Here is a 26,411-nt window from a genome sequence, read left to right on the forward strand (position 1 = left end):
GGCGGCGCCGAGGGCGGCGGGGCTGCGGTGGGGCCGCCCGGCGTCGTCGGTTCGCCGTCGGGCCCGCCGGGACCGGACGACGCCTCGACGGCACGGACCGGGACGGTCGGCGCCTCGGCGGTGGAATCGTCCGCTGGTACGGATGAGGAGTCGGCCCACGCGTGCTCGGCGCGGGACAGCTCGGAGTGCGACGACTCGGCGTCGGTGCGGGCCGGTCGGCGCGGCTCGGACTCGTACTCGGTCATGTCCCTACCCTCCCCCATCGCTCTGCGATCCGCCTTAGCCTGACCTGAGGATTTGCTGAAAATCACTGCTGATCGATGTCGACGTCCGGAGAGAGCGGCAGCCGGACCCGGAAGGTGGCGCCCCCGCCAGGTGTCTCGGTCACCTCGACGGCGCCCTGGTGCACCGTCACCAGCGCGGCCACGATGGCCAGGCCGAGGCCGGTACCGGTGTTCCCGCCCAGCCGGCGGGTACGCGAGGCGTCCGCCCGGTAGAAGCGCTCGAAGACCCGCTCCGCCTGCTCCGTGGTGAGCCCCGGGCCGGTGTCAGCCACCTCGATCACGGCCAGGTTGTCCGGTTCGGTTCGTAGCCGCAGCGTGACGGCCGCCTGCGGCGGCGTGTGCCGCAGCGCGTTGGTCATCAGGTTGCCGATCACCTGCCGCAGCCGCGCGTCGTCGCCGCGCACCACCAACGGCCCGGAACCGGACTCGATCTCCAACTCGACCCGCCGGTCCGGCGCCATCGCCCGGGCCGCCTCCACCGCGTCCGCGGCCAGCACCGGCAACTCCACCGGGGCGAGCGAGAGCGGCCGCTCGCGGTCCAGCCGAGCCAGCAACAGCAGATCCTCCACCAGCAGACCCATCCGAGCGGCCTCGTCCTCGATCCGGCGCAGCAGGTCGGCGGTCTGCTCGGGGGCCCGGGCGGCACCCTGCCGGTACAGCTCGGCGAAGCCGCGGATGGTGGTCAGCGGGGTACGCAACTCGTGCGAGGCGTCCGCGACGAACTGCCGCATCCGCTCCTCCGAGCGGCGGGCCCTGCCCTCCGAGGCGCGAGCCGCCTCGGCGGCCTCGCGGGCGGCGGCCTCGGCGGACCGGGCCGCGGACTCCGAGGCCGCGCGGGCGGTGAAGGCCATCTCGATCTGGCTGAGCATCGCGTTCAACGCCCGGGAGAGCCGCCCCAGTTCGGAGGTCGGGCAGGGTTCACCGTCCTCCGGATCGGGCACCCGCCGGCTGAGGTCGCCGCCGGCGATGGCCGCAGCGGTACGTTCGATCTCCACCAGCGGTTTGAGGCTGGTCCGGACGATCGCCGCGCCGATCGAGGCGAGCAGGATCAGCACCGCCCCACCCACCAGCACGTCTATCCAGACCAGCCGGGTGACCGCCCGGTCGACGTCGGTCAGGTGCTGTCCGATGGCCACCCACTGCCCGTTGGGCAGTTCGGTGTAGAACATCTGCCAGCGAACCTCGCTGCCCCTGGACTTGGTGGAAAACGGTTTACCGGCGAGCCGGGCGAACCCGGCCGCGTCGTCCGGCCAGGGCGGCAGGTCGGCCTCGCTGAACCGGCGGCTGTCGAACCCGTAGTCCTCCACCTCGCCCGAGTTGCGGTTGGTGATCACCACCACGTAGTCGGTCGGCACGACGCTGTCCTGCCGGAAGACGAGCTCCGCCCAGGGCCTGCCGTACAGCTCGTTCTCCAGGGTGCCGACGGCGTCGGCCAGTTCCGCGTCCACCTGGTCGACCAGGTAGCTGCGCAGGAAGAACGTGGTCAGCGCGCTGATCACGAGGAGCGCGGCGGCGACCAGGGCGAGGACGGCCGCGACCAGCTTGACCCGCAGTGGCACCGCGCGCAGCCGGGTCTTGCCCTGCTGTAACGCGTTCACGCCGCCGGCTTGCGCAGCACGTAGCCCACCCCACGCAGGGTGTGGATCAGCCGGGGCTCGACGTTGTCGACCTTGCGCCGCAGGTACGAGATGTACGACTCGACGATGTTGTCGTCGCCCCGGAAGTCGTAGTTCCACACGTGGTCGAGGATCTGCGCCTTGGACAGCACCCGGTTGGCGTTGAGCATCAGGTAACGCAGCAGCTTGAACTCGGTCGGCGAGAGCTGGACCCGGTGGCCGGCCCGGTACACCTCGTGGGTTTCCTCGTCCAGCTCCAGGTCGGCGAAGGTGAGCCGGGCCGGGGCCTGCTCGCCGCTGCTGGTGCGGCGCAGCACCGCCCGGATCCGGGCGGTCAGCTCCTCCAGGCTGAACGGTTTGGTGACGTAGTCGTCGCCGCCCAGGGTGAGGCCGCGGATCTTGTCGTCGGTGGCGTCCCGCGCGGTGAGGAAAACCACCGGGGTGCGCGTGCCGCCCTCCCGCATCATCCGGATCACCTCGAAGCCGTCGAGGTCCGGCAGCATCACGTCGAGCACCACCAGGTCGGGCCGGTGGTCGCGGGCGGCGCTGAGCGCGGCCGAGCCGCTGGTGGCGGTGGCCACGTCGAAGCCCGCGAAACGCAGGCTCGCGGAGAGCAGTTCGAGGATGTTGGGATCGTCCTCGACGACGAGCAGTCGCGCTTCGGTCTGGGTAGCGGCCATGCCGCCCATCATCCGCGCAATCGCTGCGCCTCTGCTGGGCGGAGCCTGGAAAAACCCTGTGAGCGGGACTGGCCGGCGTTCGGTCGACCCGCTACCGGTGCCCTGATCGGGGGCGTGCGAGGCTGCCGGGGTGCCGGCGAACGGCCGGCGCGGCGGGAGGAGTCCGATGATCATCGAGGCACGGTTCAACGGCCCACCCGGCTCGGGCAACGGCGGTTGGAGCGCGGGGATCTTCGCCGAGGCGTACGGCGTTCGCGGTCCGGTGGAGGTGACCCTGCGCCGGCCGCCGCCGCTGGACACCCCGCTGACGCTCACCGACGGGCAGGTGCACGACCCGACCGGTGCGCTGATCGCGCAGTTGCGGCCGGCGGAGCGGTTCGACGATCTGGTGCCGCCGGTCGACCTGGCGACGGCGCGGGCCGCCTCGGCGGCGTACCCCGGTCTGTTGGAGCACCCCTTTCCCGGCTGCTACGTCTGCGGGCCGCAACGCGCCGACGGCTTGCGGATCTTCCCGGGACCGCTGCCGGACGGCCGGACGGCCGCGCCGTTCCGGGCGCCGGAGCAGGTGAGGCTTGCCACCGTCTGGGCCGCCCTGGACTGCCCCGGTGGCTGGGCCGTGATCGGAGCCGGCCGGCCCTACCTGCTCGGTCGGATCACGGCCCTGGTCGAGGCGCTACCCCGCCCCGGAGACGAGTGTGTGGTGACCGGTGTGGCGGTGACCACCGAGGGACGCAAGGCGCTGGTACACACCAGCCTGTACGGGCCGGACGGCGATCTGCTCGGCCGGGCCCGCGCCACCTGGATCGCCCGGTAGGGACGACGGTCGATCGGGTCGTACCTGGGGATGAGATGACTCCTGCCTGCGGCGGAGGACGATCTCCGGAGCGCGCCCGATTGATTTGGTTGACCACTACCGTCACGCTGTGCAACGGCGCACCCCGGCGCCACGGGAGGAGAATGATGTCCGACGGGCAGCCACGCCCCAACAATGACGCGCAGATCGTGGTTTCCGGCCTGAGCAAGCAGTACCGCAACGTGCTCGCGGTCAACAACCTGTCGTTCACGGTCGAACCGGGCCGGGTCACCGGCTTCCTCGGTCCGAACGGCGCAGGCAAGACCACGACCCTGCGCATGCTGCTGAACCTGGTCACCCCGACCGCCGGAGCGGCCACTATCGGTGGCCGCCGGTACCCGGACCTGACCGACCCGCTGCGCCACGTCGGCGCGGTGTTGGAGGCGTCCAGCGCGCACAAGGGCCGCACCGGAATCAACCACCTGCGGGTGATCTGCGCGGCGGCCGGGCTACCCCGGCAGCGCGCCGACGAGGCGCTCGCCATGGTCGGGCTGACTCCGGCGGCGAAGCGCAAGTTCAAGGGCTACTCGCTGGGCATGAAACAGCGACTCGGGATCGCCGCCGCGATGCTCGGCAACCCGCGGGTGCTCATCCTCGACGAGCCGGCCAACGGGCTGGACCCGGAGGGCATCCGGTGGATGCGCGGGTTCCTCAAGGGCCTGGCCGCCGAGGGCCGCACCGTGCTGGTCTCCAGCCACCTGCTGTCGGAGATGCAGCTCCTGGCCGACGACGTGGTGATCATCGCGGCCGGTCAGCTGGTCCGACAGGGCCCGGTCGACCAGGTGATCGGGTCGATGGCGCAGGGCGCCCGGGTCCGGGTCCGCACCCCGCAGGCGGAGGCGCTGACCACGGCGCTGGCCGGCGGGCCGGCCAAGGTGGAGACCGACGAGCACGGCGGACTCCTGATCGCTGGGGTGGACGCCCCGACGGTGGGCCGAGCGGCGCTGACCGCCGGCGTGGAGTTGCACGAGCTGACCACCGAACGACCCGACCTGGAACGCGTGTTCCTGGAACTGACGGCCGGAAAGGCGGGCATTCGATGAGCAACCTGGTCCGCTCCGAACTGATCAAGATCCGTACGACCAGCACCTGGTGGTGGTTGGCCCTCGGGGCGTTCCTGTCGATCGCCCTGGCGTTCCCCTTCAACGCCTGGCTGTTCAACGAGACGGTCAGCGGCGGCGGGGAGGAGTTCGGCGTCGTCGGCGACGTGGCGTCCGCTCCGGCGCAGGCGGCGAACCTCTACACCTCGGGTCAGTACCTCGGACTGATGTTCGTGATGCTCATCGGCATCCTGATGGTCACCAACGAGTTCTTTCACCAGACCGCGACCACGACCTTCCTGGCCACCCCGCGGCGCACCGCGGTGATCGCCAGCAAGCTCATCGCGGCCAGCCTGCTGGGCTTCGCGTTCTGGCTGGTGACCACGCTGATCGACCTCGGCGCCGGGGCGGCCTTCCTGGCCCTCAACGATTACGGCACCCTGCTCGGCGAGTGGGAGGTCCAGCGGGCGTTGCTGCTCAACCTGATGGCGTACGCCATCTGGACCGTGCTCGGCGTGGGCATCGGCACGCTGATCACCAACCAGTTGGGCGCGGTGATCACCGCCTCCGTGCTCTACCTGATCGGCACGCAGGTGGTGGGTCTGCTCTTCCTGCTGTTGGCGAACTGGCTGGACAACATGGCGGTGATCAAGTGGCAGGTGATCTGGCCGGCGGCCGCGTCCCAGGTCATGATCACGCCAGGTGAGAGCGAGATGCTTCCGGCCTGGTGGGTCGGCGCGCTCGTGCTGATCGGGTACGCCGTGGTCAGCGGCGTCGCCGGGGTGCTGATCACCCGGCGCCGCGACATCTCCTGACGCTGGCGGCATCTCCTGACGCTGGCGGCATCTCCTGACGCTGGCGGCCCGATTGGGCCGACGCGACGACCGGTGCAGGGCCCGGTTCACCGGTGACAGCCGGCGAACCGGGCCGGTCATCTCATAACAGCAAGCAACGAAACACGCAGCGCTTACCAAACTTCTGGCATCTTCTGTGAATCCGGCCACGCAGTGGAGGCGGAAATGCCGCAGGGATCCGTACCGCGTAGCCTTGGATCCGTCCTGTGTCCCGCTACGGCGGCACGGGACGCCGCGTGACACACAAACCCGCGTGAAAGAGGCGATTACCGGCCGTGTCGACCCAGCAAACTTCGCAGGAGAACCCACTGGCGGGTTTCGGCCCGAACGAGTGGGTCGTCGAGGAGATGTACCAGCGTTACCTTGCCGACCCCAGCAGCGTCGACCCAGCCTGGCACGACTTCTTCGCCGACTACCGCCCGGGTCCGGGCACGGCTGCCACGACCGAGGGTGCCGGCACCCCGGCCGAGGTCGCCCGTAAGCAGCCCGCCGCAGCCCCGGCCCACAAGGCCGAGCCGACCGCCAAGACCGAGCCGGCCCCCAAGGCCGCCGCCCGCACCGCGCCGGCCCCGGCGAAGGCCCAGCCGGCCAAGGCCGAACCAGCAGCCAAGAAGGCCGAGCCGGCAGCCAAGACCGCCGCCCCCGCCAAGGCCGAGCCCCGCACCGAGCCGACTTCGGCGAAGGCCCAGCCGGCCAAGGCCGAACCGGCGAAGACCGCGCCGAGCGCCACCGGGCCGCAGGCCACGCCGCTGCGCGGGGTGGCCGCCAGGATCGTGCAGAACATGGACGCCTCGCTGGCCGTGCCGACCGCCACCAGCGTACGGGCCGTGCCGGCCAAGCTCCTGGTCGACAACCGGATTGTGATCAACAACCACCTCGCCCGGGGACGCGGCGGCAAGGTGAGCTTCACCCACCTGATCGGTTACGCGCTGGTCCGCGCGCTGGCCGCACACCCGGAGATGAACAATTCCTTCGCCCAGGTGGACGGCAAGCCGGCGATGGTCCGTCCGGAGCATGTGAACCTGGGCATCGCCATCGACCTGGTCAGGCCCGACGGCAGCCGCAACCTGGTGGTCCCCTCCATCAAGGGCTGCGAGAAGATGGACTTCCGGCAGTTCTGGCAGGCGTACGAGGACGTCATCCGGCGCGCCCGCCGCAACGAGTTGACCATGGAGGACCACTCCGGCACCACCATCTCGCTGACCAACCCCGGCGGCATCGGCACCGTGCACTCCATGCCCCGGCTGATGCAGGGCCAGAGCGCGATCATCGGCGTCGGCGCGATGGAGTACCCGGCGCCGTACCAGGGCATGAGCGAGGTCACCCTGGCCGAGCTGGCGGTCAGCAAGGTCATCACGCTGACCAGCACGTACGACCACCGGATCATCCAGGGCGCGCAGTCCGGCGAGTTCCTCAAGACCATGCACGAGCTGCTGCTCGGCGAGCACGGCTTCTACGACCAGATCTTCACCTCGCTGCGGATTCCGTACGAGCCGGTGCGCTGGGTGCGCGACGTCGCGGTCGACGGCGAGGGCCAGATCAACAAGACGGCGCGGGTGCACGAGCTGATCCACGCCTACCGGGTCCGCGGCCACCTGATGGCTGACACCGACCCGCTGGAGTTCAAGATCCGCAAGCACCCCGACCTGGACGTGCTCCAGCACGGGCTGACCCTGTGGGACCTGGACCGGACCTTCCCGGTGAACGGCTTCGCCGGCAAGCAGCGGATGAAGCTGCGCTCGGTCCTCGGCGTGCTGCGGGACTCGTACTGCCGCCGGGTCGGCATCGAGTACATGCACGTCCAGGATCCGGAGGAGCGCCGCTGGATCCAGGAACGGGTCGAGCGCAAGTACGAGAAGCCGCCGGCCGACGAGCAGAAGCACGTGCTCAACCGGCTCAACGCGGCCGAGGCGTTCGAGACTTTCCTGCAGACCAAGTACGTCGGCCAGAAGCGCTTCTCGCTGGAGGGTGGCGAGTCGCTGATCCCACTGCTCGGCGAGGTGCTGGAGGCCTCCGCCGAGAACGGCCTGGACGAGGTCGTGATCGGCATGGCGCACCGGGGTCGGCTCAACGTGCTGGCCAACATCGTGGGCAAGCCGTACGAGAAGATCTTCTCGGAGTTCGAGGGGCATCTGGACCCGCGCTCCACGCAGGGTTCCGGCGACGTGAAGTACCACCTCGGCCAGAACGGCAAGTTCACCACGCCCGACGGCGCGCACTCGGTCAAGGTCTCGGTGGTGGCGAACCCGTCGCACCTGGAGGCCGTCAACCCGGTGCTGGAGGGAATAGTCCGGGCCAAGCAGGACCGGATAGACCTCAAGCTGGAGGGCTACACCGTGCTGCCGTTGGCGGTGCACGGTGACGCCGCCTTCGCCGGCCAGGGCGTGGTCGCCGAGACGCTGAACCTCTCCCAGTTGCGCGGCTACCGCACCGGCGGGACCGTGCACGTGGTGGTCAACAACCAGGTCGGCTTCACCACCGCCCCGGAGTACAGCCGCTCCAGCCTCTACAGCACCGACGTGGCCCGGATGATCCAGGCGCCGATCTTCCACGTCAACGGCGACGACCCGGAGGCCGTGGTCCGGGTCGCCCGGCTGGCCTTCGAGTACCGCCAGACGTTCAACAAGGACGTCGTGATCGACATGGTCTGCTACCGCCGGCGCGGGCACAACGAGGGTGACGACCCGTCGATGTCCAACCCTCAGATGTACAAGATCATTGATTCGAAGCGGTCGGTCCGGAAGCTCTACACCGAGGAGCTGATCGGGCGGGGCGACATCACCGTGGAGGACGCCGAGGAGCTGCTGCGCGACTACCAGGCGCAGCTGGAGCGGGTGTTCAAGGCCACCCGCGACGCCGCCACCACGCCGCGCCAGCTCAGCCGCCCGAAGCGGGAGGACGAGCCGGAGCCGCAGGTGGAGACGGCGACCGACGCGTCCGTGATCAGGGCCATCGGCGAGGCGCACGTCAACCTGCCGGAGGGCTTCACCCCGCACAAGCGGATCCAGCAGTTGCTCGACCGGCGGGCCAAGATGTCCGTCGAGGGCAACATCGACTGGGGCTTCGGCGAGATCATCGCCTTCGGCGCGCTGCTGCACGACGGGATAACGGTCCGCCTCGCCGGGCAGGACTCGCGCCGCGGCACCTTCGTCCAGCGGCACGCCGCGGTGGTCGACGCGGAGACCGGCGACGACTACCTGCCGTTGCAGTCGCTCACCGGTGACGGCGAGCGCTCCCGGTTCTTCGTGCACGACTCGCTGCTGAGCGAGTACGCCGCGATGGGCTTCGAGTACGGCTACTCGGTGGAGAACCTCGACGCGCTGGTCTGCTGGGAGGCGCAGTTCGGCGACTTCGTCAACGGCGCCCAGTCGGTGATCGACGAGTTCGTCTCCTCCGGCGAGGTGAAGTGGGGTCAGCGCTCGGCGGTCACCCTGCTGCTGCCGCACGGTCACGAGGGACAGGGTCCGGACCACACCTCCGGCCGCCCGGAGCGGTTCCTCCAGCTCTGCGCCGAGGACAACATGCGGGTGGCCATCCCGACCACCCCGGCGAACTACTTCCACCTGCTGCGCCGCCAGGCCCTCTCGCCCAAGCGCAAGCCGCTGGTGGTGTTCACGCCGAAGTCCCTGCTGCGGCACAGGCTCTGCGTCTCGTCGGTGGAGGACTTCACCACGGGCACCTTCTCCCCCGTGCTCGGCGACGGGGCCGCTCCGGCTCCGGAGCAGGTCAAGCGGGTGCTGCTCTGCTCGGGCAAGGTCTACTACGACCTGTTCCAGGCCCGGCAGGAGCGCGGCGTCACGGACACCGCCATCATCCGCCTGGAACAGCTCTATCCGATGCCGGCGGAGGAGGTCCGGGCCGCGCTCGCGCAGTACCCGAACGCCGAGGACTTCGCCTGGGTGCAGGAGGAGCCCGCCAACCAGGGCGCCTGGTCGTTCGTCGCGCTCAACCTGCTGGAGCACCTCGACGGGCTCCGGCTGCGCCGCATCTCCCGCCCGGCCGCCGCCGCACCGGCCGTCGGCTCGGCGAAGATGCACGAGGTCGAGCAGAGCGCGCTCATCGAGGCGGTTTTCCCTCGGTCCTGACGAGAACATCCCGGTCCCGCCCCACTTCCGTGGGGCGGGACCGGCCGGCTTCACCGGAACGCCACCGGTGAGGAAGCGAGTAGGCGATGTACTTCACCGACCGGGGCATCGAGGAACTGGTCGAGCGGCGCGGTGACGAGCAGGTCAGCATGGAGTGGCTCGGCGAACGGCTGCGGGACTTCGTCGACCTGAATCCGGAGTTCGAGACCCCGGTCGAGCGGTTCGCCACCTGGCTCGCCCGCCTCGACGACGAAGACGACGACTGATCGCGGTGCGCACCACCCCGCCTGAGCGCCCGGCTCCCCGTACGACCGCTGCCGCCTGGACGGCCACGGCGCGGGACCCCGCCGCGGCCCGGAGCGGGGCGGGGCTGTCGGCCACTTTCGGTGCTGCCGGCGTACGGCGCGGTGGCGTCGCGGCGGCCGGCGCAGCCCTGGCGCTGCTGTTGGGCGGGTGCGGCTCCCCCTCGGCGCCACGGGTGGCCGAGGCGGCCGGTTCCGCGCCGCTGCCCTCCCCGCCGTCGGTGTTCTACGTCGACCCCGCGAACCCGGCAGAAGCGGAGGCGGAGCGGCGTGCGGCGCGCGGCGAAACGGCCGACGCGGAGGCGTTGCGGGCGATCGGCAGCCGGCCGAGCGCGAAGTGGCTCACCGGCGGCCCGGCCCGCGACGAGGTCGATGCCTTTCTGGGGCAGGCCGCGATCGCCGGCCAGATCCCGGTGCTGGTGGTGCACAACGTGCCGCAGCGGGACTGTGGCCGGAAGGGCCGAGGCGGGGCCGGCACCGGCAGCGAGTACCAGTCCTGGATTCGCGATGTTGCCGCCGGCATCGCCGGCCGCCCGGTGATCGTCGTTCTCGAACCAGGCGCACTGCCGGACGCGGTGGCTGGCTGTGTCCGCGACTCCGCCGGCCGGCTCGCGCTGCTGCGCGACGCGGTCGCCGTACTGGCCAGCACCGGTACCGCCCGGGTCTACCTCGATGCGGGCCATCCGGGCTGGATCTCCAATGTCGACGGTCTGGCGACGGCGTTGCGTCAGGCCGGGGTGGCCGAGGCCGATGGCTTCGCGCTCAACGTGGCGAACTTTTTCCGCACCGAGGACAACGTTGCCTACGGGCACCGGATCTCCGACGCGCTCGGCGGCGCCACGACCTTCGTGATCGACACCAGCCGCAACGGCAACGGCCCGTACCCGGCGGACCGGGTCAAGGGGGCGCCGAGCTGGTGCAACCCGCCCGGCCGGGCGATCGGTGAGGACCCGACGACCGACACCGGCCTGGACCGGGTGGACGCTCTGCTCTGGATCAAGTTCCCCGGCGAGTCCGACGGCGACTGCCGCCCCGGCGAGCCGTCCAGCGGCGGCTTCTGGCCCGAGTACGCCATCTCTCTGGCCCGCCCCTGACCCCTCGCGTGGGCAGGTCGGGCGGCGCCCACGTCAGCTCGGGGCCGAAGCAGAGGGCTGAGAGGGGGTGGGGGTCAGGCCGGTACGGCGGAGTTTCTGCCAGCCCAGGCGGCCACCGGTCAGGGCGGTGACCATCGACTGGATCATCACCAGGTACATCAACTGGCGGTACGCGAACTGCTGCAACGGCAGCACCCACAGCACGCCCAGCTTTTCCCGGTCGAGCCGGAACGCCACCGCTGCGGTCAGCATCTGCAAGCCCAGCATGACCAGCCAGGCCACCGCCGTCGCGGTCCGGTCGAGGAAGAACAGCCCATACAGCGCGAGCAGGTCGATCACCGGCGCCAGCAACGGTAGGAGCACCCCGAACAGGCTGAGGAAGAGCAGACAGCGGCGGGTGAACCGGCCCGAGGCGCCGCCGTCGGTCAGCGACCGGCGGTGCTTCCACATCGCCTGCATGGTCCCGTAGCTCCACCGGTACCGCTGCTTCCACAGCTGTCCCAGGGTGGTCGGCGCCTCGGTCCACGCCCGCGCCGTCTCCTCGTAGACCACGTTCCAGCCGGCCCGCCCGATGGCCATGGTGATGTCGGTGTCCTCGGCCAGCGTGTCGTCGGTCATCCCGCCGGCGTACGTCAGCGCCTGCCGCCGGAACGCACCGATCGCCCCGGGCACGGTGGACATGCAGCGCAGCGACTCGTAGAGCCGGCGGTCGAGGTTGAAGCCGATGACGTACTCGATGTGCTGCCACTTGGCGATCAGGCTGTCGCGGTTGCCCACCTTGACGTTGCCGGCGACTGCGCCCACCTGCGGGTCCGCGAACGGCTGGACCAGTCGCCGCACCGAGTCCCGCTCGAACACGGTGTCACCGTCGACCATCACGATCAGCTCGTGTCGGGCCAGGGCCACCCCGGTGTTCAGCGCGCTCGGCTTGCCGCCGTTGGGCTTGCGGACGACCCGTACGTTGGGCAGCCCGAGCCCTTCGGCGATCTCCGCCGTCCCGTCGGTGGAGCCGTCGTCGACGACGATCACCTCGATCCCGCCTGGGTGATCGCCGCCGGCGAGGGAGCGGACCGCAGCGGCGATCCCCTCCTTCTCGTTGTACGCGGGCACGATCACCGACACCGGTTCGGTCACCGGCGGCCCCCATGCCCAGTCCTTGGCGCGACGTCGGCGGGCGTGCCGACCGGCGAGCACGAACAGCAGGACGGTCCGCCCCACGGTGAGCACGCCCACCGCGACGAAGATCCACCCGAGCAGGCCCAGCGTCCGGTCCGCGCCCTGCACCGCCCAGATCAGCATCCGGCCGCGCCAGCGCTCGTCCGGGCCGGCCGCCAGGCCGGATTCCACCCGGTGGTCGACGCCGGCCTCGGCGAGGGCGAGGTTCAGCCCCTCGGTCACCGTGACGAACCGGTAGCCGCGTTCCTTCATCAGCGGGATGAACCGGTCGAGGGCCGCGACGGTCTCGGCCCGGTCGCCGCCCGCGTCGTGCCAGAGCGTGATGGCGCCCGAGTACCCCGAAGGTGTCACGTTGGCGAGGATCTGATCCACCCCGGGCAGCGCCCAGTCCCGGCTGTCGGTGTCGTTGAGCACGTTCAGGTAGCCCAGGTCGCCGGCGTGGTTGAACACCGGCCAGTCCAGGTCGTCGATGGACGCCGCGTACGAGGAGTACGGGAACCGGATCAACGAGGTACGTACCCCGGCGGCACTGGCGATCACCAACTGGGTCTGGTCGTACTCCAACCGGCGCCGCCACCCGGGCAGGACGGTCAGGTCCGGGTGGGTGAAGGTGTGTACGCCGATCTCGTGGCCGTCGGCGGCCAACTCCCTGACCAGTTCGGGATGGCGAGCCACCTGCGAACCGACCACGAAGAAGGTCGCCGGGACCCGGTGGGCGTCCAGCACCCGTCGGACCTCCGGGGTCCACACCGGATCGGGTCCGTCGTCGAAGGTGAGCGCGATGGTGCGTGGCGGCAACCGGTACGAGCGGTGCTGCCCGTCCGTGATGCTGATGATCGGGCCACCGGTCGTCACGGAGTCGGGCACCTCGTGCTGCCCGCCTTGGACCTGCCGGCGGTCCGGGGCGAACGACGCGTTGGCGTACGCGCCGACCATGAGCACGCCGACCAGTACCGCGCCGAGCACGCCGAGCAGGGTCCAGCTCGGTGGCGGTACGACGCGACGGCCCCGCCGACCCCGGCGGGGTGGCTGCCGCGACGGCTCAGCCATCGACACGGGCAGCAGCGCCTGCACCGGCCGGCGGATCGATGGTCGGGGGCGGCTCGACGGTCGGTTCGACGCCGGGTGTCGTCGGCGGAGCGGTCGGCCGTGGCGTACGGGGCCCAGCCGGCGACGACGGGCCCCGGCTGGGTGCCCTCGAGGTGGCCGGGGTCGACGGGGCGCGCGAGGGCGTGACCGACGTGCGGGTGGTCGTGGCGGCGGTCGGCGTGGCCGGTGCGGTCGTCGGGGGTGCCTCGGCGGCGGGCAGCGTGGGCGCGGGAGGAGGCTGCCAGGGCTGCTGGGTCGGCTCCACGAAGGGCAGCACCGGCCTGGCGTTGACCGGAGCGCCGGCGAAGCTCGCCACGACCAGTCCGGTGTAGAGCAACCCGACCAGCCCCAGGCCGTACGCGATCCACCGCAGCCAGGAGCGGCGTCGACCGGTGGGGTCGACGAAGACGGGCGGGGGTTCGGGCACCGCTGCCATCACGGTGGTGGGGCTGTCGACCCGTACCAGCATCACGGTCGGTGCGTCCACGGCCGGCGGCGCCACCCTCGCGGCCGGCACGGCAGGCTGCACGACCGTCGCGTCCTGTCCCGCCAGCTGCCAGCCCTTCAGCGCGTTGGCTTCCGCATCGACGCCGGCCAGGCGGTCCCCTTTCATGGGGCCGCAGTCTAGAAGCGAGCATTCCTCGACCTGTCGGCGGCACCTCGGCTTGGGACGCAAATTGCATCCGGCAATCGTCCGACCAGAGCCGCAGTGACCGGATCGCTGCGGACGGCGACGGTCGGGTCGGCCGGTAGGTGGCACCCGAGGGCACCCGTCCCGCACCCCCTGCCCGAATCCCGCCACCGCCGGATCGAAAGCCCCGGCCGCGATCCGGCCGGCGGAGGCTTGGCCGTCCGGACCGCTGTAACGACCCTGGTCGGACGGCCCGAAATAAAGATCCTCTCGGTGGAGGGGCAGGTCGGCGGTCCGGCCACTCGGCCCGCCCGTCCGGGCGACCGGATGGCCCGCGTACGGTGGCGCCGAGGGCCCGGGCGAGATCCTCCGATATCCGGGTAGCGTGAGTGCCGTGGCCCGCAGCGTGTACCTGACCAGCGTCGGCTCGGGCGGGGGGAAATCCACTGTCGCCCTCGGACTGGCCGAGCTGCTGTCCCGGCAGGTCGGCCGGATCGGAGTGTTCCGGCCGCTGGTCGCGCCGGGCCCGCCCGACCCGATCCTCGCCCTGCTCACCGAGCGCTATCGGGTCGACCTGCCGGTCACGGAGCTGCACGGCACCACCTACGCCAAGGCAACCGCCCTGGTCGCCGACGGCCGCCGGGAGGAGCTGATCTCCCGGATCGTGGAACGCTACCGGGAGGTGGAGCGGCAGTTCCCGGCGATGGTCGTGGTGGGCAGCGACTTCGCCGGCGCCGGTGCCGGTGACGGCCCCCGGGAGCTGGCCTTCAACGCCCGGCTCGCCATCGAGTTCGGCAGCGTCGTGGTGCCCGTGGTGGACGGGTTCGAGCAGTCGCCCGACACGATCACCGCCGCCGCCCGGGGTGCCTACCACGACGTGGCCGACCTCGGCGCGACCGTGCTCGCAGTGCTCGCCAACCGGGTTCCGGGTGCCATGGCGATGCCCCGGTTGGCGGTCCCCGCGTACGCGATCCCGGAGGTGCCGAGCGTGTCGGCACCGACGGTGGCCGAGGTGGCGGCGGCGCTCGACGCCACCCTGCTGGCTGGTGACGAGACCGCGCTCGGCCGGGACGTGCTCGACTACGTGGTCGGCGCGGCCCACGTGCCGACCCTGCTGGACCACCTGACCGAGGGCGCGCTACTGATCATGCCCGGCGACCGGGACGATCTGCTGGTGGCGGCAGCCGCAGCGCACGTCGCCGGTCAGGTGTCCCTGGCCGGGCTGGTGCTCACCCTGGGGGTGCCGCCCGACCCCCGGGCGATGCGGCTGGTGGCGGCGCTGAACGCCCGGCTCGCGGTGCTCTCGGTGAACAGCGACAGCTACCATACGGTGGCCGCGTCGAGCCGGATCGAGGGCCGGCCCAGCGCCGGCAACCCGCGCAAGGTGGAGGCCGCTCTCGGCGCCTTCGAGGCACACGTCGACACGGCCGAGTTGGCCGGCCGGCTGCGGGTCAGCCGCTCCGAGCGGGTCACCCCGTTGATGTTCGAGTACGACCTGATCGACCGGGCCCGGACGCGACGCCGGCACCTGGTGCTGCCGGAGGGGACCGAGCCACGGGTCCTGCGTGCCACGGAAATCCTGCTGCGCCGGGGCGTGGCCGAGCTGACCCTGCTCGGCCGTCCCGAGGAGGTCGCCCGGGGTGCCCGGGAGTTGGGCGTCGACATCGGTGCGGCCCGGGTGGTGGACCCGGCGACCAGCCCGTGGCGCGAGGAGTTCGCCGAGGCGTACGCGAAGTTGCGCGCGCACCGGGGCGTCACCGTCGAACTGGCGTACGACATCGTGGCGCAGCCGAACTACTTCGGCACGATGATGGTGTCAGCCGGCCACGCCGACGGCATGGTTTCCGGCGCCACCCACACCACCGCGGCGACCATCCGCCCCGCGTTCGAGATCGTCAAGACCGTGCCGGAGGTCTCCGTCGCCTCCAGCGTCTTCTTCATGCTGCTCGCCGACCGGGTGCTGGTGTACGGCGACTGCGCGGTCAACCGCGACCCGGATGCCGCCCAGCTCGCCGACATCGCGATCTCCTCGGCCGACACCGCGGCCCGGTTCGGCATCGAACCTCGGGTGGCGATGTTGTCGTACTCGACCGGTAGCTCCGGCGCGGGCGCGGACGTGGAGAAGGTCGCGGCGGCGACCGCCCTGGTCCGCCAGCGCCGGCCCGAGCTGGCCGTGGAGGGACCGATTCAGTACGACGCGGCGATCGACCCGGCCGTGGCGGCGACGAAGCTGCCCGGCAGCACGGTCGCCGGCAGCGCCACGGTCTTCATCTTTCCGGACCTGAACACCGGCAACAACACCTACAAGGCGGTCCAGCGCTCGGCCGGGGCGGTGGCCGTGGGGCCGGTGATGCAGGGCCTGCGCCGGCCGGTGAACGACCTTTCCCGAGGAGCTACCGTGCCGGACATCGTGAACACCGTGGCGATCACCGCCATCCAGGCCGCCGCGCTCGCCGATGCACCGGCCACGACCGACCAGGCGCTCTCGTGAGCAAGGTACTCGTACTCAACAGCGGCTCGTCCTCGGTGAAGTACCGGCTCTACGACGGGGAACACGTGCTCGACCGGGGCATCGTGGAGCGGATCGGTGAACCGGGCGGTGGCCCGGGCGACCACGCCGCCGCGATCCGGCAGATCCTGGCCGGACTGGACCTGACCCGGCTGGCCGCCGTGGGTCACCGCGTGGTGCACGGCGGTCGACGGTTCACCGCGCCGACGCTGGTGGACGACGCGGTGCTGGCCGCCATCGCCGACCTGATACCGCTCGCTCCGCTGCACAATCCCGCCAACCTCACCGGCATCGCGGTGGCCCGCGAGGCGCTGCCCGCAGTGCCGCAGGTCGCCGTCTTCGACACGGCGTTCCATCACACGCTGCCCGATTCCACCGCGACCTACGCGATCGACCAGGAGGTCGCGCAGCGTTACGGCATCCGACGGTACGGCTTCCACGGCACCTCGCACGCGTACGTCTCCCGGCGCACCGCCGACCTGCTCGGCCGCCCGTACGCCGAGGTCAACACCATCAGTCTGCACCTGGGCAACGGCGCCAGCGCCTGCGCGGTCGCCGGTGGACGCAGCGTCGCCACCTCGATGGGGATGTCCCCGCTGGAGGGGCTGGTGATGGGGACCCGCAGCGGCGACCTGGATCCGGCCATCGTGTTCCACCTACGCCGGGAGGGCGGGCTGGGCGTCGACGAGATCGACGACCTGCTCAACCACCGCAGTGGCCTGCTCGGGCTGACCGGCGTCAACGACATGCGCGAGGTGCTGGCCCGGCGGGCGGCCGGGGACCAGGCGGCGACGCTCGCCTTCGACGTCTACTGCCGGCGGATCACCAGCTACGTGGGTGCCTACTACGCCCTGCTCGGTCGGGTGGACGCGGTCGCCTTCACGGCCGGCGTCGGCGAGCACGCGGCACCGGTACGCGCGGCCGCGCTGGCCGGTCTCGGCCGGCTGGGCATCACCGTCGACCCGCAGCGCAACGCGGGCAGCGGCGACCGGCTCATCTCGCCGGACGACGCCGAGGTGGCGGTCTACGTCATCGGCACCGACGAGGAGCGGGAGATCGCCCGCGAGGCCAGAGCGGTGGCCGAAGCGGCCGGCTGAGACCCCGCGCGCCACAGACCGGCGGGGCGCGTGCCCGAGCGGTGACGGGCAGCACCTGGGCAACCGGGCCCGGCGGGTGCGCGAGGGTCCTACCGTGATGCCGTGGGAATTCCACGGCGGCTCGTCGCGTCAGCGGTGGCCTTGCTGATGGCCTGGGTGAGCGGCTGCGCGCCGACCGGCGACCCGGCCGGTCAGGTCCCGCCGACCCGAAGGGCACCCCAACTGCAGTACGCGGTGGCCGTCCGGACGCTCGTCGTCGACCCCGGCTCGGCGCGCCCCCTGCCGGTGACCCTCTGGTACCCGGCGCAGGGCAGCCGGGTGGCCGACGGCCGGTTCCCGGTGGTGCTCTACAGCCACGGCCTGGCCAGCCTGCCCGAGCTGCACTCCGGGCTGATCGCCCGGTGGGCCGCCGCCGGTTTCGTGGTGGCCGCTCCGGCGTACCCGCACACCCGGCGCGGCGCGGCCCGTTTCTCCCGGGCCGACGTACGCCATCAGCCGGCCGACGGATGGCGGGTGATCCGGCACCTGGTCCAGCTCGACCGCCGGCGCGGTGACCCCCTCGCCGGCCATCTCGACGTGCAGCGGATGGCGGCGGCCGGTCACTCGGCGGGCGGCTTCACCACGGCGGGTATGTTCACCAGTGGGCACCCGGCCAGGCTGCGGGCCGGCATCGTGATCGCCGGCGGTGGAATGGCGGGCAGCTTCGCGGGACCGTCCGCGCCCATGCTCTTCGTGCACGGCACCGCCGACTCGGTGGTGCCACTGAACGTCGGCCGGGCCGCCTACCACCGTACGCCCGGCCCCGCCTTCTTTTTCAGCCTGCCCGGCCAGGGGCACGGCGAGTACCTCATCCCCGGCCGGCCCGGATTCGCCCAGGTGCTCGGCGTTACCACCGACTTCCTCCGGTGGACCCTCTACGGCGACCCGGAGGCCGCCCGTCGCCTTCCCACCCACACCCTGCTCCCCGACATCACCACCTTCGAGTCTCGCCCCGCCCGCTGACACCCCGCGATCTTGCACTTTCCGTCTCCACATTTCCCCTCAAAGGGGACTTTTCGCCGACCAGAACTGCAAGATCGGCGCGGTGGGATCGGCGGAGGACGGTCGCAGCGCGGGGCAGAATCGGAGCAGCGGCCGGGCTGGGTGGCCGGCCCGACGACTACGCTGAGCTGCTGACCCGCTGGGCAGCGGCCCGTTTCGTGGTGGCCGCCTTTCCGCACACCTAGCGGTCCAGCGACCGCACGGTGCTCGATGTGCTCAACCAGCCCGCCGACGTGTCGTACGCGCTGACCCGGGTGCTCGCTTTTAACGCCCCGGCGCGCAGCGTGCACCCGGGCTCAGACGGTGTGGTCGATGACGACCTTGCCGAAAACGTCTCCGAAGTGCAGGCGGGCGAAGGCGTCCTCCACCCGACTGAACGGCACCACGCTGTCCACGACGGGTCGCACCCCCCGTTCCGCGCAGAATGCCAGCAGGTCGGTCAGATCATCCGGCGTGCCCATTGAGGTGCCCACGATCTCCAACTGCATGGCGAAGACCCGGCGCAGGTTGACTTTCGGTTCATGCCCGGCGGTCGCGCCGGCGACCACGATCCGGGCCCCGGGCGCGGCGGACTTCAGTGAGTGGTCGAAGGTGGCCGCGCCGACGGTCTCGACGACCACGCCGACCCGTTCGGGCAGCCGCGCGCCGGGTTCGAGCGCGGTCGCGCCGAGCTCGGCGATCAACTCTCGCTTGCGCGCGTCCCGGCTGGTCGCGTACACCCGCTTGCCCATCGCGGCGGCCAGCACGACCGCCGCGGTGGCCACGCCGCCGCCGGCGCCCTGGACCAGCACGGCGTCGGCCTCGTCGACGCGGCCCTTGGTGGTGAGCATCCGCCACGCGGTCAGCCAGGCGGTCGGCAGGCACGCCGCGTCGATCGCCGTCAGGCCCGCCGGCAGCGGCAGCAGATTCGATCGGGGTACGGCCACCCGCTCGGCCAGGGTGCCCGGGAAGTGCTCGGAGAGGATCGATACGCCGCGCGGGTCACCGGGAGTGGCCACCACCGGGTAGACGACCACCTCATTGCCGTCGGGGTCCACCCCGGTCGCGTCACAGCCCAGGATCATCGGCAACTGCTCGGCGCGCAGCCCAACCCCACGCAGTGACCAGAGGTCGTGGTGGTTGAGCGAGCTGGCCGTGACGCGCACGACCACCCAGCCGTCATCGGGCAGGCTCGGCTCGGGTTGCTCACCGACGGTGAGTGCGGCGAGCGGGTCGGCGTCGTCGAGGCGGGAGGCGAAGGCGGCACGCATGATCCGCACGGTAACAAGCTGAGCGGGCGTTAAGAAGGGGCCCTTCCTATACACGAGACGTTAGGAAGGGGCCCTTCCTTACACCTCAGGCGCGGGCGACGCCGCCGCGACGGGCGGCTTCGGCGACCGCCTCGGTGACGGCAGGGGCGACCCGCGGGTCGAGCGGGGAGGGCACGATCGCCTCCGGGGTCAGTGCCTCGGCCACCACGGAGGCGATGGCGTCGGCCGCCGCGACCTTCATGGCGTCGGTGACCCGGGTGGCGCGGGCCGCCAGGGCACCCCGGAACACGCCTGGGAAGGCCAGCACGTTGTTGATCTGGTTGGGGTAGTCGCTGCGGCCGGTGGCGACCACCGCGACGTGCCGCCCAGCCACCTCGGGATGCACCTCGGGCGTGGGGTTGGCCAGCGCGAAGACGATCCCGTCGGGGGCCATCCCGGCCACTGCCTGCTCGGGAATCTGCCCTCCGGAGACCCCGATCAGGACGTCGGCGTCGCGCAGCGCCTCGGTGATGTCGCCCTGGCGGCCGTCGGCGTTGGTCAGTTCGGCCAGTTCGGCCTTGATGCCGGTCAGGCCGGGGCGGTGGGCGGAAATGATCCCCTTGGAGTCGCAGACCACCACGTGGTCCGGGTCCACTCCCCCGGCCACCAGCATCCTGGTCACCGCCACCCCGGCGGCGCCCGCGCCGCTGACCGCCACCCGCAGGTCGCCGAGCTTGCGGTTGAGCAGCGTGGCCGCGTTGCGCAGCGCCGCCAGCACGACGATCGCGGTGCCGTGCTGGTCGTCGTGGAACACCGGGATGTCCAGCGCCTCGTCGAGTCGGCGTTCCACTTCGAAGCAGCGGGGCGCGCTGATGTCTTCCAGGTTGATCCCGCCGAACGAGGGCGCGAGCGCGGTCACCGCCGCGACGATCTCGTCGACATCCTGGGTGTCCAGGCAGACCGGTACCGCGTCGACCCCGCCGAACTGCTTGAACAGCACGGCCTTGCCCTCCATCACCGGCAGCGCGGCGCGCGGGCCGATGTTGCCGAGGCCGAGTACGGCCGAACCGTCGGTGACGACCGCGACGGTGTTCGACGCCCAGGTGTAGTCGTGGGCGAGCATCGGATCGGCGGCGATGGCCTCACAGACCCGAGCCACCCCCGGGGTGTACGCGAGGGAAAGGTCGTCCCGACTGGTCAGCGGGACCGTCGAGACGACGGCCATCTTGCCGCCTCGATGCAGTTGGAAAACGGGATCAGCAGGGTCCACGGTGGACGAAGACATGGTGACTCCAGGATCTGTCGAGCAGCTGGACCGACCGGTCGGGCGCACGGTGAGGCGACGAGCGGCGGCGCGCGGTGCGGGGGGTCACCCGGGCATCTCCGAGCATATGGGAGCAGCGTCGCAGACACGTGACCAGGGTCATAACCGACGGGACGGTAGCAGAGCGGGCCGTGGCCAGTAGCGGGCCACCACCCGGCCGACCACGTCGGCCACCCCGTACGCCCGGGAGTCGTCGGTGACCAGATCGTTGTCCCCGTACAGCCACCAGCCACCGTCGGCGGGGCGGACCGCACGCTTGACGACGAGCAGGTCCGGGCGGCTGCGGAAGACCGCGACCACCACATCACCGGGGCGGACGGCGCGACCGCCCCGGCGGACCAGCACCGCGTCGCCGTGGCGCAGCGTGGGCGCCATGGACGGGCCGGTCACCAGTACGGCTGATAACGGCCACCGCAGCCGGGACGCGGGCACCGGTTTCACCTCCAGCGGCCTCGGGGACCACCTCCAGGAGTAATGTCGTCTTGGATCATCGCAAACTTCCCATGGAGGATCCCGATGCGACTTCCGCGCATCCTCACGCCTCGCGTGACCGCCAGCGCGCACTGCGACCTGCCCTGCGGTGTCTACGACCCCGCCCAGGCTCGGATCGAGGCCGAGTCGGTGAAAATGATCTGCGAGAAGTACCAGGCCAACACCGACCCCGAGTTCCGCACCCGAGCCATCCTGATCAAGGAGCAGCGGGCCGAACTGGTCAAGCACCACCTCTGGGTGCTGTGGACCGACTACTTCAAGCCGCCGCACTTCGAGAAGTACCCGAACCTGCACCAACTGTTCAACGAGGCCACCAAGCTGGCCGGTGCCGCCGGTGCCAAGGGCGCCACCGACCCGGCCAAGGCCGACGAGCTGCTGCAGAAGATCGACGAGATCGCGAAGATCTTCTGGGAGACCAAGCAGGCCTGAGTGTGCCGTCCACGGCGGCCGGCGCGCCCGCACGGGCGTACCGGCCGCCGGCACGGCCGGTGGACCCCGGTTCGGCCCGTTCCGGGCCACCCACTGCGGTGGCTACCGGTGCGGGGAGGCCCGTGCCGGGGCCACCCGCGCCACCGGGGGCGTCGCCGCTGACGGCCATCGAACATCCGGCCGCCTGAGCGGGTAGAGTCCCCGACCGGGGGGATGAGTGGTGACTCAACTGACCGGCCAGCCGACGACCGACGACGTCGTACACCTCACCGTGCCCGCCGACGGCGGCTATCTCAGCGTGCTGCGCACCGCCACCGCCGGCCTCGCCGCCCGCCTGCAGTTCGCCCTCGACGAGATCGAGGATCTGCGCATCGCGGTCGACGAGGCGTGCGCCATGCTGCTCGCCATCGCAGCCCGGGGGGCTGATCTCGACTGCCGTTTTGCGGTGACCGAGGACGCGCTGACCGTCGAGGTCACCGTGCCGACCGCACCGGGCGCCAAGCTACCGGCCGAGTCGTCGTTCGCGTGGAAGGTGCTCACCGCGCTGACCACCTCGGCGTCGGCCAGCGCGGTCGCCGGCCGGGCCACCATCGCCCTGCTCACCCGGCGCGCAACGGGTTGGTGACGGTCTCAGCTCACTCGAAGCCCAGGGCTCGAGTGGTGGGCGGGCTGACCAGCAGCCAGGTAACGCCGATCCCGAGCGCGATCAGCGGTACGCCGAGCCAGCCCAACCCTCCCTGGATCATGAACCAGCCGATCGGCAGCAGCATGAGCTGGAGCACGATGGCCGGGGCGCGGGCACCGGCCCGGCGCCGCAGCAGCGCTCCGCCCAGCGCCCAGAGCGCGCCGGCGGCGCCGATGGCGAACGCCGTGACCAGCAACGCCGAGGTGAGATCGGTGCTGGTGGCGGTGAAGTCGGCGACGACCAGCCAGGCGGCCACCAGCCCGACGGCGACTGACTCGCCTCGTAACAGCCGCACCGCCCAACGAAGCGTGACGGGGGTCGGGACGGAGTCGATGGCCACGCGGACACGATACCCGTGACGATCCGGAGTACAGTGCCGCCCATGCGGGCTGTCCTGCTGGTCAATCCGAAGGCCACCACCACGAGCGAACGCGCACGGGACGTTCTGGTCCGGGCGCTACGCAGTGAGGTCGATCTTTCCGTGCGCTACACCCGCCAGCGGGGCCATGCCACCGCACTGGCACGGGAGGCCGCCGCCGAGGGGGTCGACGCGGTGGTTACTCTCGGTGGCGACGGCACGGTCAACGAGGTGGTCAACGGGTTGATGACGGCCACCACGGCCGGTGGCCAACCGCCGAGCGCGGAACGCCTGCCCGCCCTGGCCACCGTGCCGGGCGGCTCGACCAACGTCTTCGCGCGGGCGCTGGGCCTACCGCGGGAGTGGCCGGAAGGCGCCAGCATGATCCTGGAGGGGCTACGGCTGGGCCGGTACCGGACGATCGGCCTCGGCCGGGCCGACGACCGTTACTTCACTTTCTGCGCCGGCTTCGGGCTCGACGCGGCGGTGATCCATCGGGTCGAGGAGGCTCGCCGGCGGGGCCGGGTCTCCTCGCCGGGGCTCTACTTGCGTGCCTTCACCGCACAGTTCCTGTTCGGCCCCGAACGGCGGCACCCGGCGATCCGGCTGGAGCAGCCGGGCGAGGCGACAGCGGGCGAACTCGCCACCGCCATCGTCCAGAACACTGCCCCGTGGACCTACATCGGGGACCGGGAGGCCAACCCGAACCCGGAGGCGTCGTTCGACCTCGGGCTCGACGTGTTGGCCTTTCGCCAGCTCGGTGTCGCCAGTACGACACGTACGGTGATGCAATTCCTCTCCAGCGCACCCAATCCGCGTGGCCGGCAGGTGCTGCGACTGCACGACGTGGCTGAGTTCACGCTGGTCGCGGGCCATCCCCAGGCATTTCAGCTCGACGGCGACTATCTTGGCGAGCGGGAAAAAGTCAGATTCACCTCCGTTCCGGCCGCACTCAGAGTAATCTGTTAGGTCTCCGGCACCACGGGGTAGAAACGACAGGGTGGCCTCCGACGCCCGACTCGCGACACCCCGGGGCCCGTGTCGGAAATGTCAGCATTGTCCGCCGGGCTGTACTATATTGATGATCGGCTGTGATACGGCGGGTAGCCGGAGTGATCCGGAACCCGGACAAATGGGTTGTGGGCTTGCTCACCGCCCGGAGTTTTTCCGAGCGCCACCCTTGACATTGCGCAAGTTCGTGAAAGTATTCACAAGCGAACTTGAGTTACCGGGACATTGCCCGGACGCGCCCAGCAAGCTGAGCCGTTCCAGCAGGTCCCGGAGCTAACGAGCCTGCTCACGCAGCGCCGAATTGGCGGACGCGAACCGTCACCACCGGCATTGCGGATGCATATAGGAAAAGCACCAAACAGCAACGTCTGCCACCCATCCAGAATGAGGAGTGTTGCCGCCATGGACTGGCGCCACCATGCTGTCTGCCGCGACGAGGACCCGGAGCTGTTCTTCCCGATCGGGACGTCCGGTCCGGCTCTCCTGCAGGTCGAGCAGGCCAAGGCCGTCTGCCGGCGCTGCTCCGTGACCGACCAGTGCCTGCAGTGGGCACTTGAGTCCGGTCAGGACGCTGGCGTCTGGGGCGGGATGAGCGAGGAGGAGCGGCGCGCCGTCAAGCGGCGCGGTGGCCTCCGGGTGCTGCGCGCTCACTCCGCCTGACCACATCACCGCACCGCGTAGAACGCCCCGGCTGGCTCCGACCAGCCGGGGCGTTCTGCTGCCGCCCGAACCGGTTGATCATGAGGTCAGCGGCAGAATCAGAGATCAAGAACGCCGCGATCTCCGCGATCAGCTCGGCCCGGGGTGGCCTCGTGACCAACACGGCGGAGCACCAGGTCGACCAGTTCCGGGGCGTCGGTCAGGGGCGCGGAGACGGCTACGGCACCGGCAGTGAGCGCTGTCGTCGTCACCGCGTCGTGGAAGAGGCCGGGGGCCAGGAAGTAGGCTGCCACGGCCACCCGCCGGGCACCAGCCGCCCGCAGCCGGGCCACCGCCACCCCGACGTCCGGTGGCGCCGCCGATGCGTACGAGACTCGGGTCGGAGTGTCCAGGGCCACGGCCAACGCGGCGGCCACCCGCCCGACGGACCCGCGTGCGGCGGCGTCCCGGGTCCCCGCCGCGGCCAGCACCAGCGCGTCGAACCGGCCCGGCTCCGCTTCGGCCAGCCGCCGCCGCAACCCAGCGAGCAGCGCCGGGTCCACCTCGGCGGCGGCCGGGCCGAGCACGTCGGTCACCCGCACCCGGACCGGTGGCCCCGACCGGGTGGCTGCGGCCACCGCCGCCGGAATGTCCACCCGCCGGTGGTACGCGGCGGTGAGCAGCAACGGCACCAGGACCACCCGGGGATGCCCGGCGGCGGCCAGCTGACGCAACGCCTGCGCCGGATCGGGCTGGGTGTGATCGAGCCAGCTCGCCAGCACCGGGGGGCCGGGCCGGGCCGCCGCCACGGCTCGGGCCAGCGCCCTGGTCGCCTCGGCCGCCCGCGGATCGCGGCTGCCGTGCGCGACCAGGAGCACGGGATCGCTGTCGGGCTCCCCGAGCCGGCCCCGATCGCCGCTCAGAGGTGCAGCCCGCACTCGGTCTTCTCGAACATGGCCCAGCGGCCGGCGCGCGGATCCTCTCCGGCCTTGGTCCGCCGGGTGCACGGCCAGCAGCCGATCGAGCCGTAGCCACGCCGGAACAGCTCGTTGACCGGCACGTTCCACCGGGCGATGTACGCGTCGACGTCCGCCTGGGTCCAGGCCGCGATCGGGTTGACCTTCACCTTGCCGCGCCGGGCGTCGAACGCCACCACCGGCGTGTTGGCGCGGGTCGGCGATTCGTCACGGCGCAGCCCGGCGGCCCACGCGTCGTAGCCGGCGAGCGCCCGCTCCAGCGGCTCCACCTTGCGCAGCCGGCAGCATTCGTCCGGCGACCTGTTGAACAGCCGCGGCCCGTACTCGCCGTCCTGCTGCCCCACGGTGAGTCGCGGCCGGATCGACCGGACGTTGACCGGTAGCGTCCGCGCCACCTCGTCACGGACAGCGAGGGTCTCCGGGAAGTGCAGGCCGGTGTCGAGGAAGACCACGTCGACCCCGGGCGCCACCCGGGAAACCAGGTGGGCGAGGACCGCGTCGGCCATCGAACTGGTCACGCAGAACCGGTCGCCGAACGTCTCCGCGGCCCATCGGGCGATCTCCGATGCCGGAGCGCCCTCCAACTCGCGGCCGGCGCGTTCGGCCAGTTCCCGCAGTTGGGCCGGGCTGCGCCGGCCGGCCACGGCCGGCGCGGTGCCGACCAGCCCCAGGCCGGCGGCGGAGACCAACCTGCTCATCGGTTCACCGCCGTGGAGAGCAGGCCGGTGAACCGGACCGTGAAGACCCGGGCGCAGGCGTGGCACTCCCAGGCGCCGTGCCCGGCCTCGCTCGGCCGTAGGTCCTCCTCGGCGCAGTAGGGGCAGTACAAGGGAACAACTCGGGTCTCGCCGCTCATCGCGTCACCTCGCTACGCCCGGCGTCGCGATAAGGCTTCAGATCACTGAACCGAATGATT

24 protein-coding genes and 1 pseudogene are annotated in these 26,411 nt (G+C 71.4%); 13 read left to right on the top strand and 12 right to left on the bottom strand.

The features are described 5' to 3' along the window. The 3 genes and pseudogenes from Vqi01_RS05685 to Vqi01_RS05695 all read right to left on the bottom strand — a co-directional run. Positions 1–245: pseudogene (locus tag Vqi01_RS05685) on the bottom strand (peptidase S1); the annotation flags it as partial. A 62-nt stretch (positions 246–307) separates the two neighbouring features. Then, positions 308–1,882, bottom strand: a complete 1,575-nt coding sequence (locus Vqi01_RS05690) for a HAMP domain-containing sensor histidine kinase (protein WP_204033466.1) — start codon at positions 1,880–1,882, stop codon at positions 308–310. Next, positions 1,879–2,580, bottom strand: coding sequence for a response regulator transcription factor (locus Vqi01_RS05695; RefSeq protein ID WP_204033467.1), 702 nt, complete (start codon positions 2,578–2,580; stop codon positions 1,879–1,881). Before Vqi01_RS05695 ends, Vqi01_RS05690 begins: the two co-directional genes overlap by 4 nt. A 166-nt stretch (positions 2,581–2,746) precedes the next feature. Here Vqi01_RS05695 and Vqi01_RS05700 point away from each other — a divergent pair, with 166 nt between their 5' ends. The 6 genes from Vqi01_RS05700 (at position 2,747) to Vqi01_RS05725 (ending at position 10,808) form a co-directional block, all read left to right on the top strand. Next, complete coding sequence (locus Vqi01_RS05700) at positions 2,747–3,394, top strand: hotdog fold domain-containing protein (protein ID WP_204033468.1); 648 nt, start codon at positions 2,747–2,749, stop codon at positions 3,392–3,394. A gap of 146 nt (positions 3,395–3,540) precedes the next feature. Then, positions 3,541–4,476 (top strand): ABC transporter ATP-binding protein, encoded by a 936-nt coding sequence (locus tag Vqi01_RS05705; protein WP_204033469.1) that lies wholly within the window; start codon positions 3,541–3,543, stop codon positions 4,474–4,476. Next, positions 4,473–5,288: an ABC transporter permease gene (locus Vqi01_RS05710; RefSeq protein ID WP_204033470.1), complete on the top strand. Its 816-nt coding sequence runs from the start codon at positions 4,473–4,475 to the stop codon at positions 5,286–5,288. Before Vqi01_RS05705 ends, Vqi01_RS05710 begins: the two co-directional genes overlap by 4 nt. A gap of 314 nt (positions 5,289–5,602) precedes the next feature. Beyond that, positions 5,603–9,412 (top strand): multifunctional oxoglutarate decarboxylase/oxoglutarate dehydrogenase thiamine pyrophosphate-binding subunit/dihydrolipoyllysine-residue succinyltransferase subunit, encoded by a 3,810-nt coding sequence (locus Vqi01_RS05715; RefSeq protein WP_204033471.1) that lies wholly within the window; start codon positions 5,603–5,605, stop codon positions 9,410–9,412. An 86-nt stretch (positions 9,413–9,498) separates the two neighbouring features. Further along, a complete protein-coding gene (locus tag Vqi01_RS05720; protein WP_204033473.1) occupies positions 9,499–9,678 on the top strand; it encodes a DUF6104 family protein in 180 nt (59 codons plus the stop codon). Positions 9,679–9,683: 5 nt separating this feature from the next. Continuing rightward, positions 9,684–10,808: a glycoside hydrolase family 6 protein gene (locus tag Vqi01_RS05725; protein WP_204033474.1), complete on the top strand. Its 1,125-nt coding sequence runs from the start codon at positions 9,684–9,686 to the stop codon at positions 10,806–10,808. A 33-nt stretch (positions 10,809–10,841) separates the two neighbouring features. On the opposite strand, the gene Vqi01_RS05730 is transcribed toward Vqi01_RS05725, so the two are convergent. Both Vqi01_RS05730 and Vqi01_RS05735 read right to left on the bottom strand, forming a co-directional pair. Next, entirely contained in the window at positions 10,842–13,034 is a 2,193-nt protein-coding gene (locus Vqi01_RS05730) for a bifunctional polysaccharide deacetylase/glycosyltransferase family 2 protein (RefSeq protein WP_204033475.1), read from the bottom strand. Continuing rightward, positions 13,027–13,686 carry a hypothetical protein gene (locus tag Vqi01_RS05735; RefSeq protein ID WP_204033476.1) on the bottom strand — a complete coding sequence of 220 codons (660 nt, stop codon included), beginning with the start codon at positions 13,684–13,686 and terminating at the stop codon, positions 13,027–13,029. The genes Vqi01_RS05730 and Vqi01_RS05735 overlap by 8 nt, the downstream gene beginning before the upstream one ends. Positions 13,687–14,089: 403 nt before the next feature. Between Vqi01_RS05735 and pta the strand changes: the two genes are divergently transcribed. The 3 genes from pta to Vqi01_RS05750 all read left to right on the top strand — a co-directional run bounded on the left by pta (position 14,090) and on the right by Vqi01_RS05750 (position 18,312). Further along, positions 14,090–16,195: a phosphate acetyltransferase gene (gene pta, locus Vqi01_RS05740; protein ID WP_204033477.1), complete on the top strand. Its 2,106-nt coding sequence runs from the start codon at positions 14,090–14,092 to the stop codon at positions 16,193–16,195. Then, on the top strand, positions 16,192–17,310 hold the full coding sequence (locus Vqi01_RS05745) for an acetate/propionate family kinase (protein WP_204033479.1): 1,119 nt from the start codon (positions 16,192–16,194) through the stop codon (positions 17,308–17,310). The genes pta and Vqi01_RS05745 overlap by 4 nt, the downstream gene beginning before the upstream one ends. Positions 17,311–17,457: 147 nt before the next feature. Then, positions 17,458–18,312, top strand: coding sequence for an alpha/beta hydrolase family protein (locus Vqi01_RS05750; protein WP_204033526.1), 855 nt, complete (start codon positions 17,458–17,460; stop codon positions 18,310–18,312). 335 nt (positions 18,313–18,647) lie between these two features. Here Vqi01_RS05750 and Vqi01_RS05755 read toward each other — a convergent pair whose 3' ends face one another. The 3 genes from Vqi01_RS05755 to Vqi01_RS05765 all read right to left on the bottom strand — a co-directional run bounded on the left by Vqi01_RS05755 (position 18,648) and on the right by Vqi01_RS05765 (position 21,345). Beyond that, complete coding sequence (locus Vqi01_RS05755; RefSeq protein WP_204033480.1) at positions 18,648–19,610, bottom strand: zinc-binding dehydrogenase; 963 nt, start codon at positions 19,608–19,610, stop codon at positions 18,648–18,650. A gap of 76 nt (positions 19,611–19,686) precedes the next feature. Further along, positions 19,687–20,865, bottom strand: a complete 1,179-nt coding sequence (locus tag Vqi01_RS05760) for an NAD(P)-dependent malic enzyme (RefSeq protein WP_204033481.1) — start codon at positions 20,863–20,865, stop codon at positions 19,687–19,689. 138 nt (positions 20,866–21,003) lie between these two features. Beyond that, positions 21,004–21,345, bottom strand: coding sequence for a S24/S26 family peptidase (locus Vqi01_RS05765; RefSeq protein ID WP_372444315.1), 342 nt, complete (start codon positions 21,343–21,345; stop codon positions 21,004–21,006). Positions 21,346–21,420: 75 nt separating this feature from the next. Here Vqi01_RS05765 and sodN point away from each other — a divergent pair, with 75 nt between their 5' ends. Together sodN and Vqi01_RS05775 are read left to right on the top strand one after the other, a co-directional pair. Further along, positions 21,421–21,825, top strand: coding sequence for a superoxide dismutase, Ni (sodN, locus tag Vqi01_RS05770; protein ID WP_189044952.1), 405 nt, complete (start codon positions 21,421–21,423; stop codon positions 21,823–21,825). A 220-nt stretch (positions 21,826–22,045) separates the two neighbouring features. Continuing rightward, on the top strand, positions 22,046–22,450 hold the full coding sequence (locus tag Vqi01_RS05775) for an ATP-binding protein (RefSeq protein WP_204033482.1): 405 nt from the start codon (positions 22,046–22,048) through the stop codon (positions 22,448–22,450). Positions 22,451–22,460: 10 nt separating this feature from the next. Here Vqi01_RS05775 and Vqi01_RS05780 read toward each other — a convergent pair whose 3' ends face one another. Continuing rightward, positions 22,461–22,850: a hypothetical protein gene (locus Vqi01_RS05780; RefSeq protein ID WP_204033483.1), complete on the bottom strand. Its 390-nt coding sequence runs from the start codon at positions 22,848–22,850 to the stop codon at positions 22,461–22,463. A gap of 42 nt (positions 22,851–22,892) precedes the next feature. Here Vqi01_RS05780 and Vqi01_RS05785 point away from each other — a divergent pair, with 42 nt between their 5' ends. Continuing rightward, on the top strand, positions 22,893–23,837 hold the full coding sequence (locus tag Vqi01_RS05785; RefSeq protein ID WP_204033485.1) for a diacylglycerol/lipid kinase family protein: 945 nt from the start codon (positions 22,893–22,895) through the stop codon (positions 23,835–23,837). Between the two features lie 444 nt (positions 23,838–24,281). Continuing rightward, positions 24,282–24,539, top strand: coding sequence for a WhiB family transcriptional regulator (locus Vqi01_RS05790; protein ID WP_007072794.1), 258 nt, complete (start codon positions 24,282–24,284; stop codon positions 24,537–24,539). A gap of 98 nt (positions 24,540–24,637) precedes the next feature. On the opposite strand, the gene Vqi01_RS05795 is transcribed toward Vqi01_RS05790, so the two are convergent. Genes Vqi01_RS05795 through Vqi01_RS05805 form a run of 3 tightly spaced genes read right to left on the bottom strand, consistent with a single transcriptional unit; the run spans position 24,638 to position 26,351 of the window. After that, positions 24,638–25,456, bottom strand: coding sequence for a sirohydrochlorin chelatase (locus Vqi01_RS05795; RefSeq protein ID WP_239098210.1), 819 nt, complete (start codon positions 25,454–25,456; stop codon positions 24,638–24,640). Beyond that, positions 25,438–26,193: a phosphoadenylyl-sulfate reductase gene (locus Vqi01_RS05800; protein WP_204033486.1), complete on the bottom strand. Its 756-nt coding sequence runs from the start codon at positions 26,191–26,193 to the stop codon at positions 25,438–25,440. Before Vqi01_RS05800 ends, Vqi01_RS05795 begins: the two co-directional genes overlap by 19 nt. Beyond that, positions 26,190–26,351 (bottom strand): hypothetical protein, encoded by a 162-nt coding sequence (locus Vqi01_RS05805; protein ID WP_204033487.1) that lies wholly within the window; start codon positions 26,349–26,351, stop codon positions 26,190–26,192. The genes Vqi01_RS05800 and Vqi01_RS05805 overlap by 4 nt, the downstream gene beginning before the upstream one ends. Between the last annotated feature and the right edge of the window lie 60 nt (positions 26,352–26,411).

This window comes from Micromonospora qiuiae (genome assembly GCF_016863555.1).
In the GTDB taxonomy this organism is placed as follows: domain Bacteria; phylum Actinomycetota; class Actinomycetes; order Mycobacteriales; family Micromonosporaceae; genus Micromonospora; species Micromonospora qiuiae.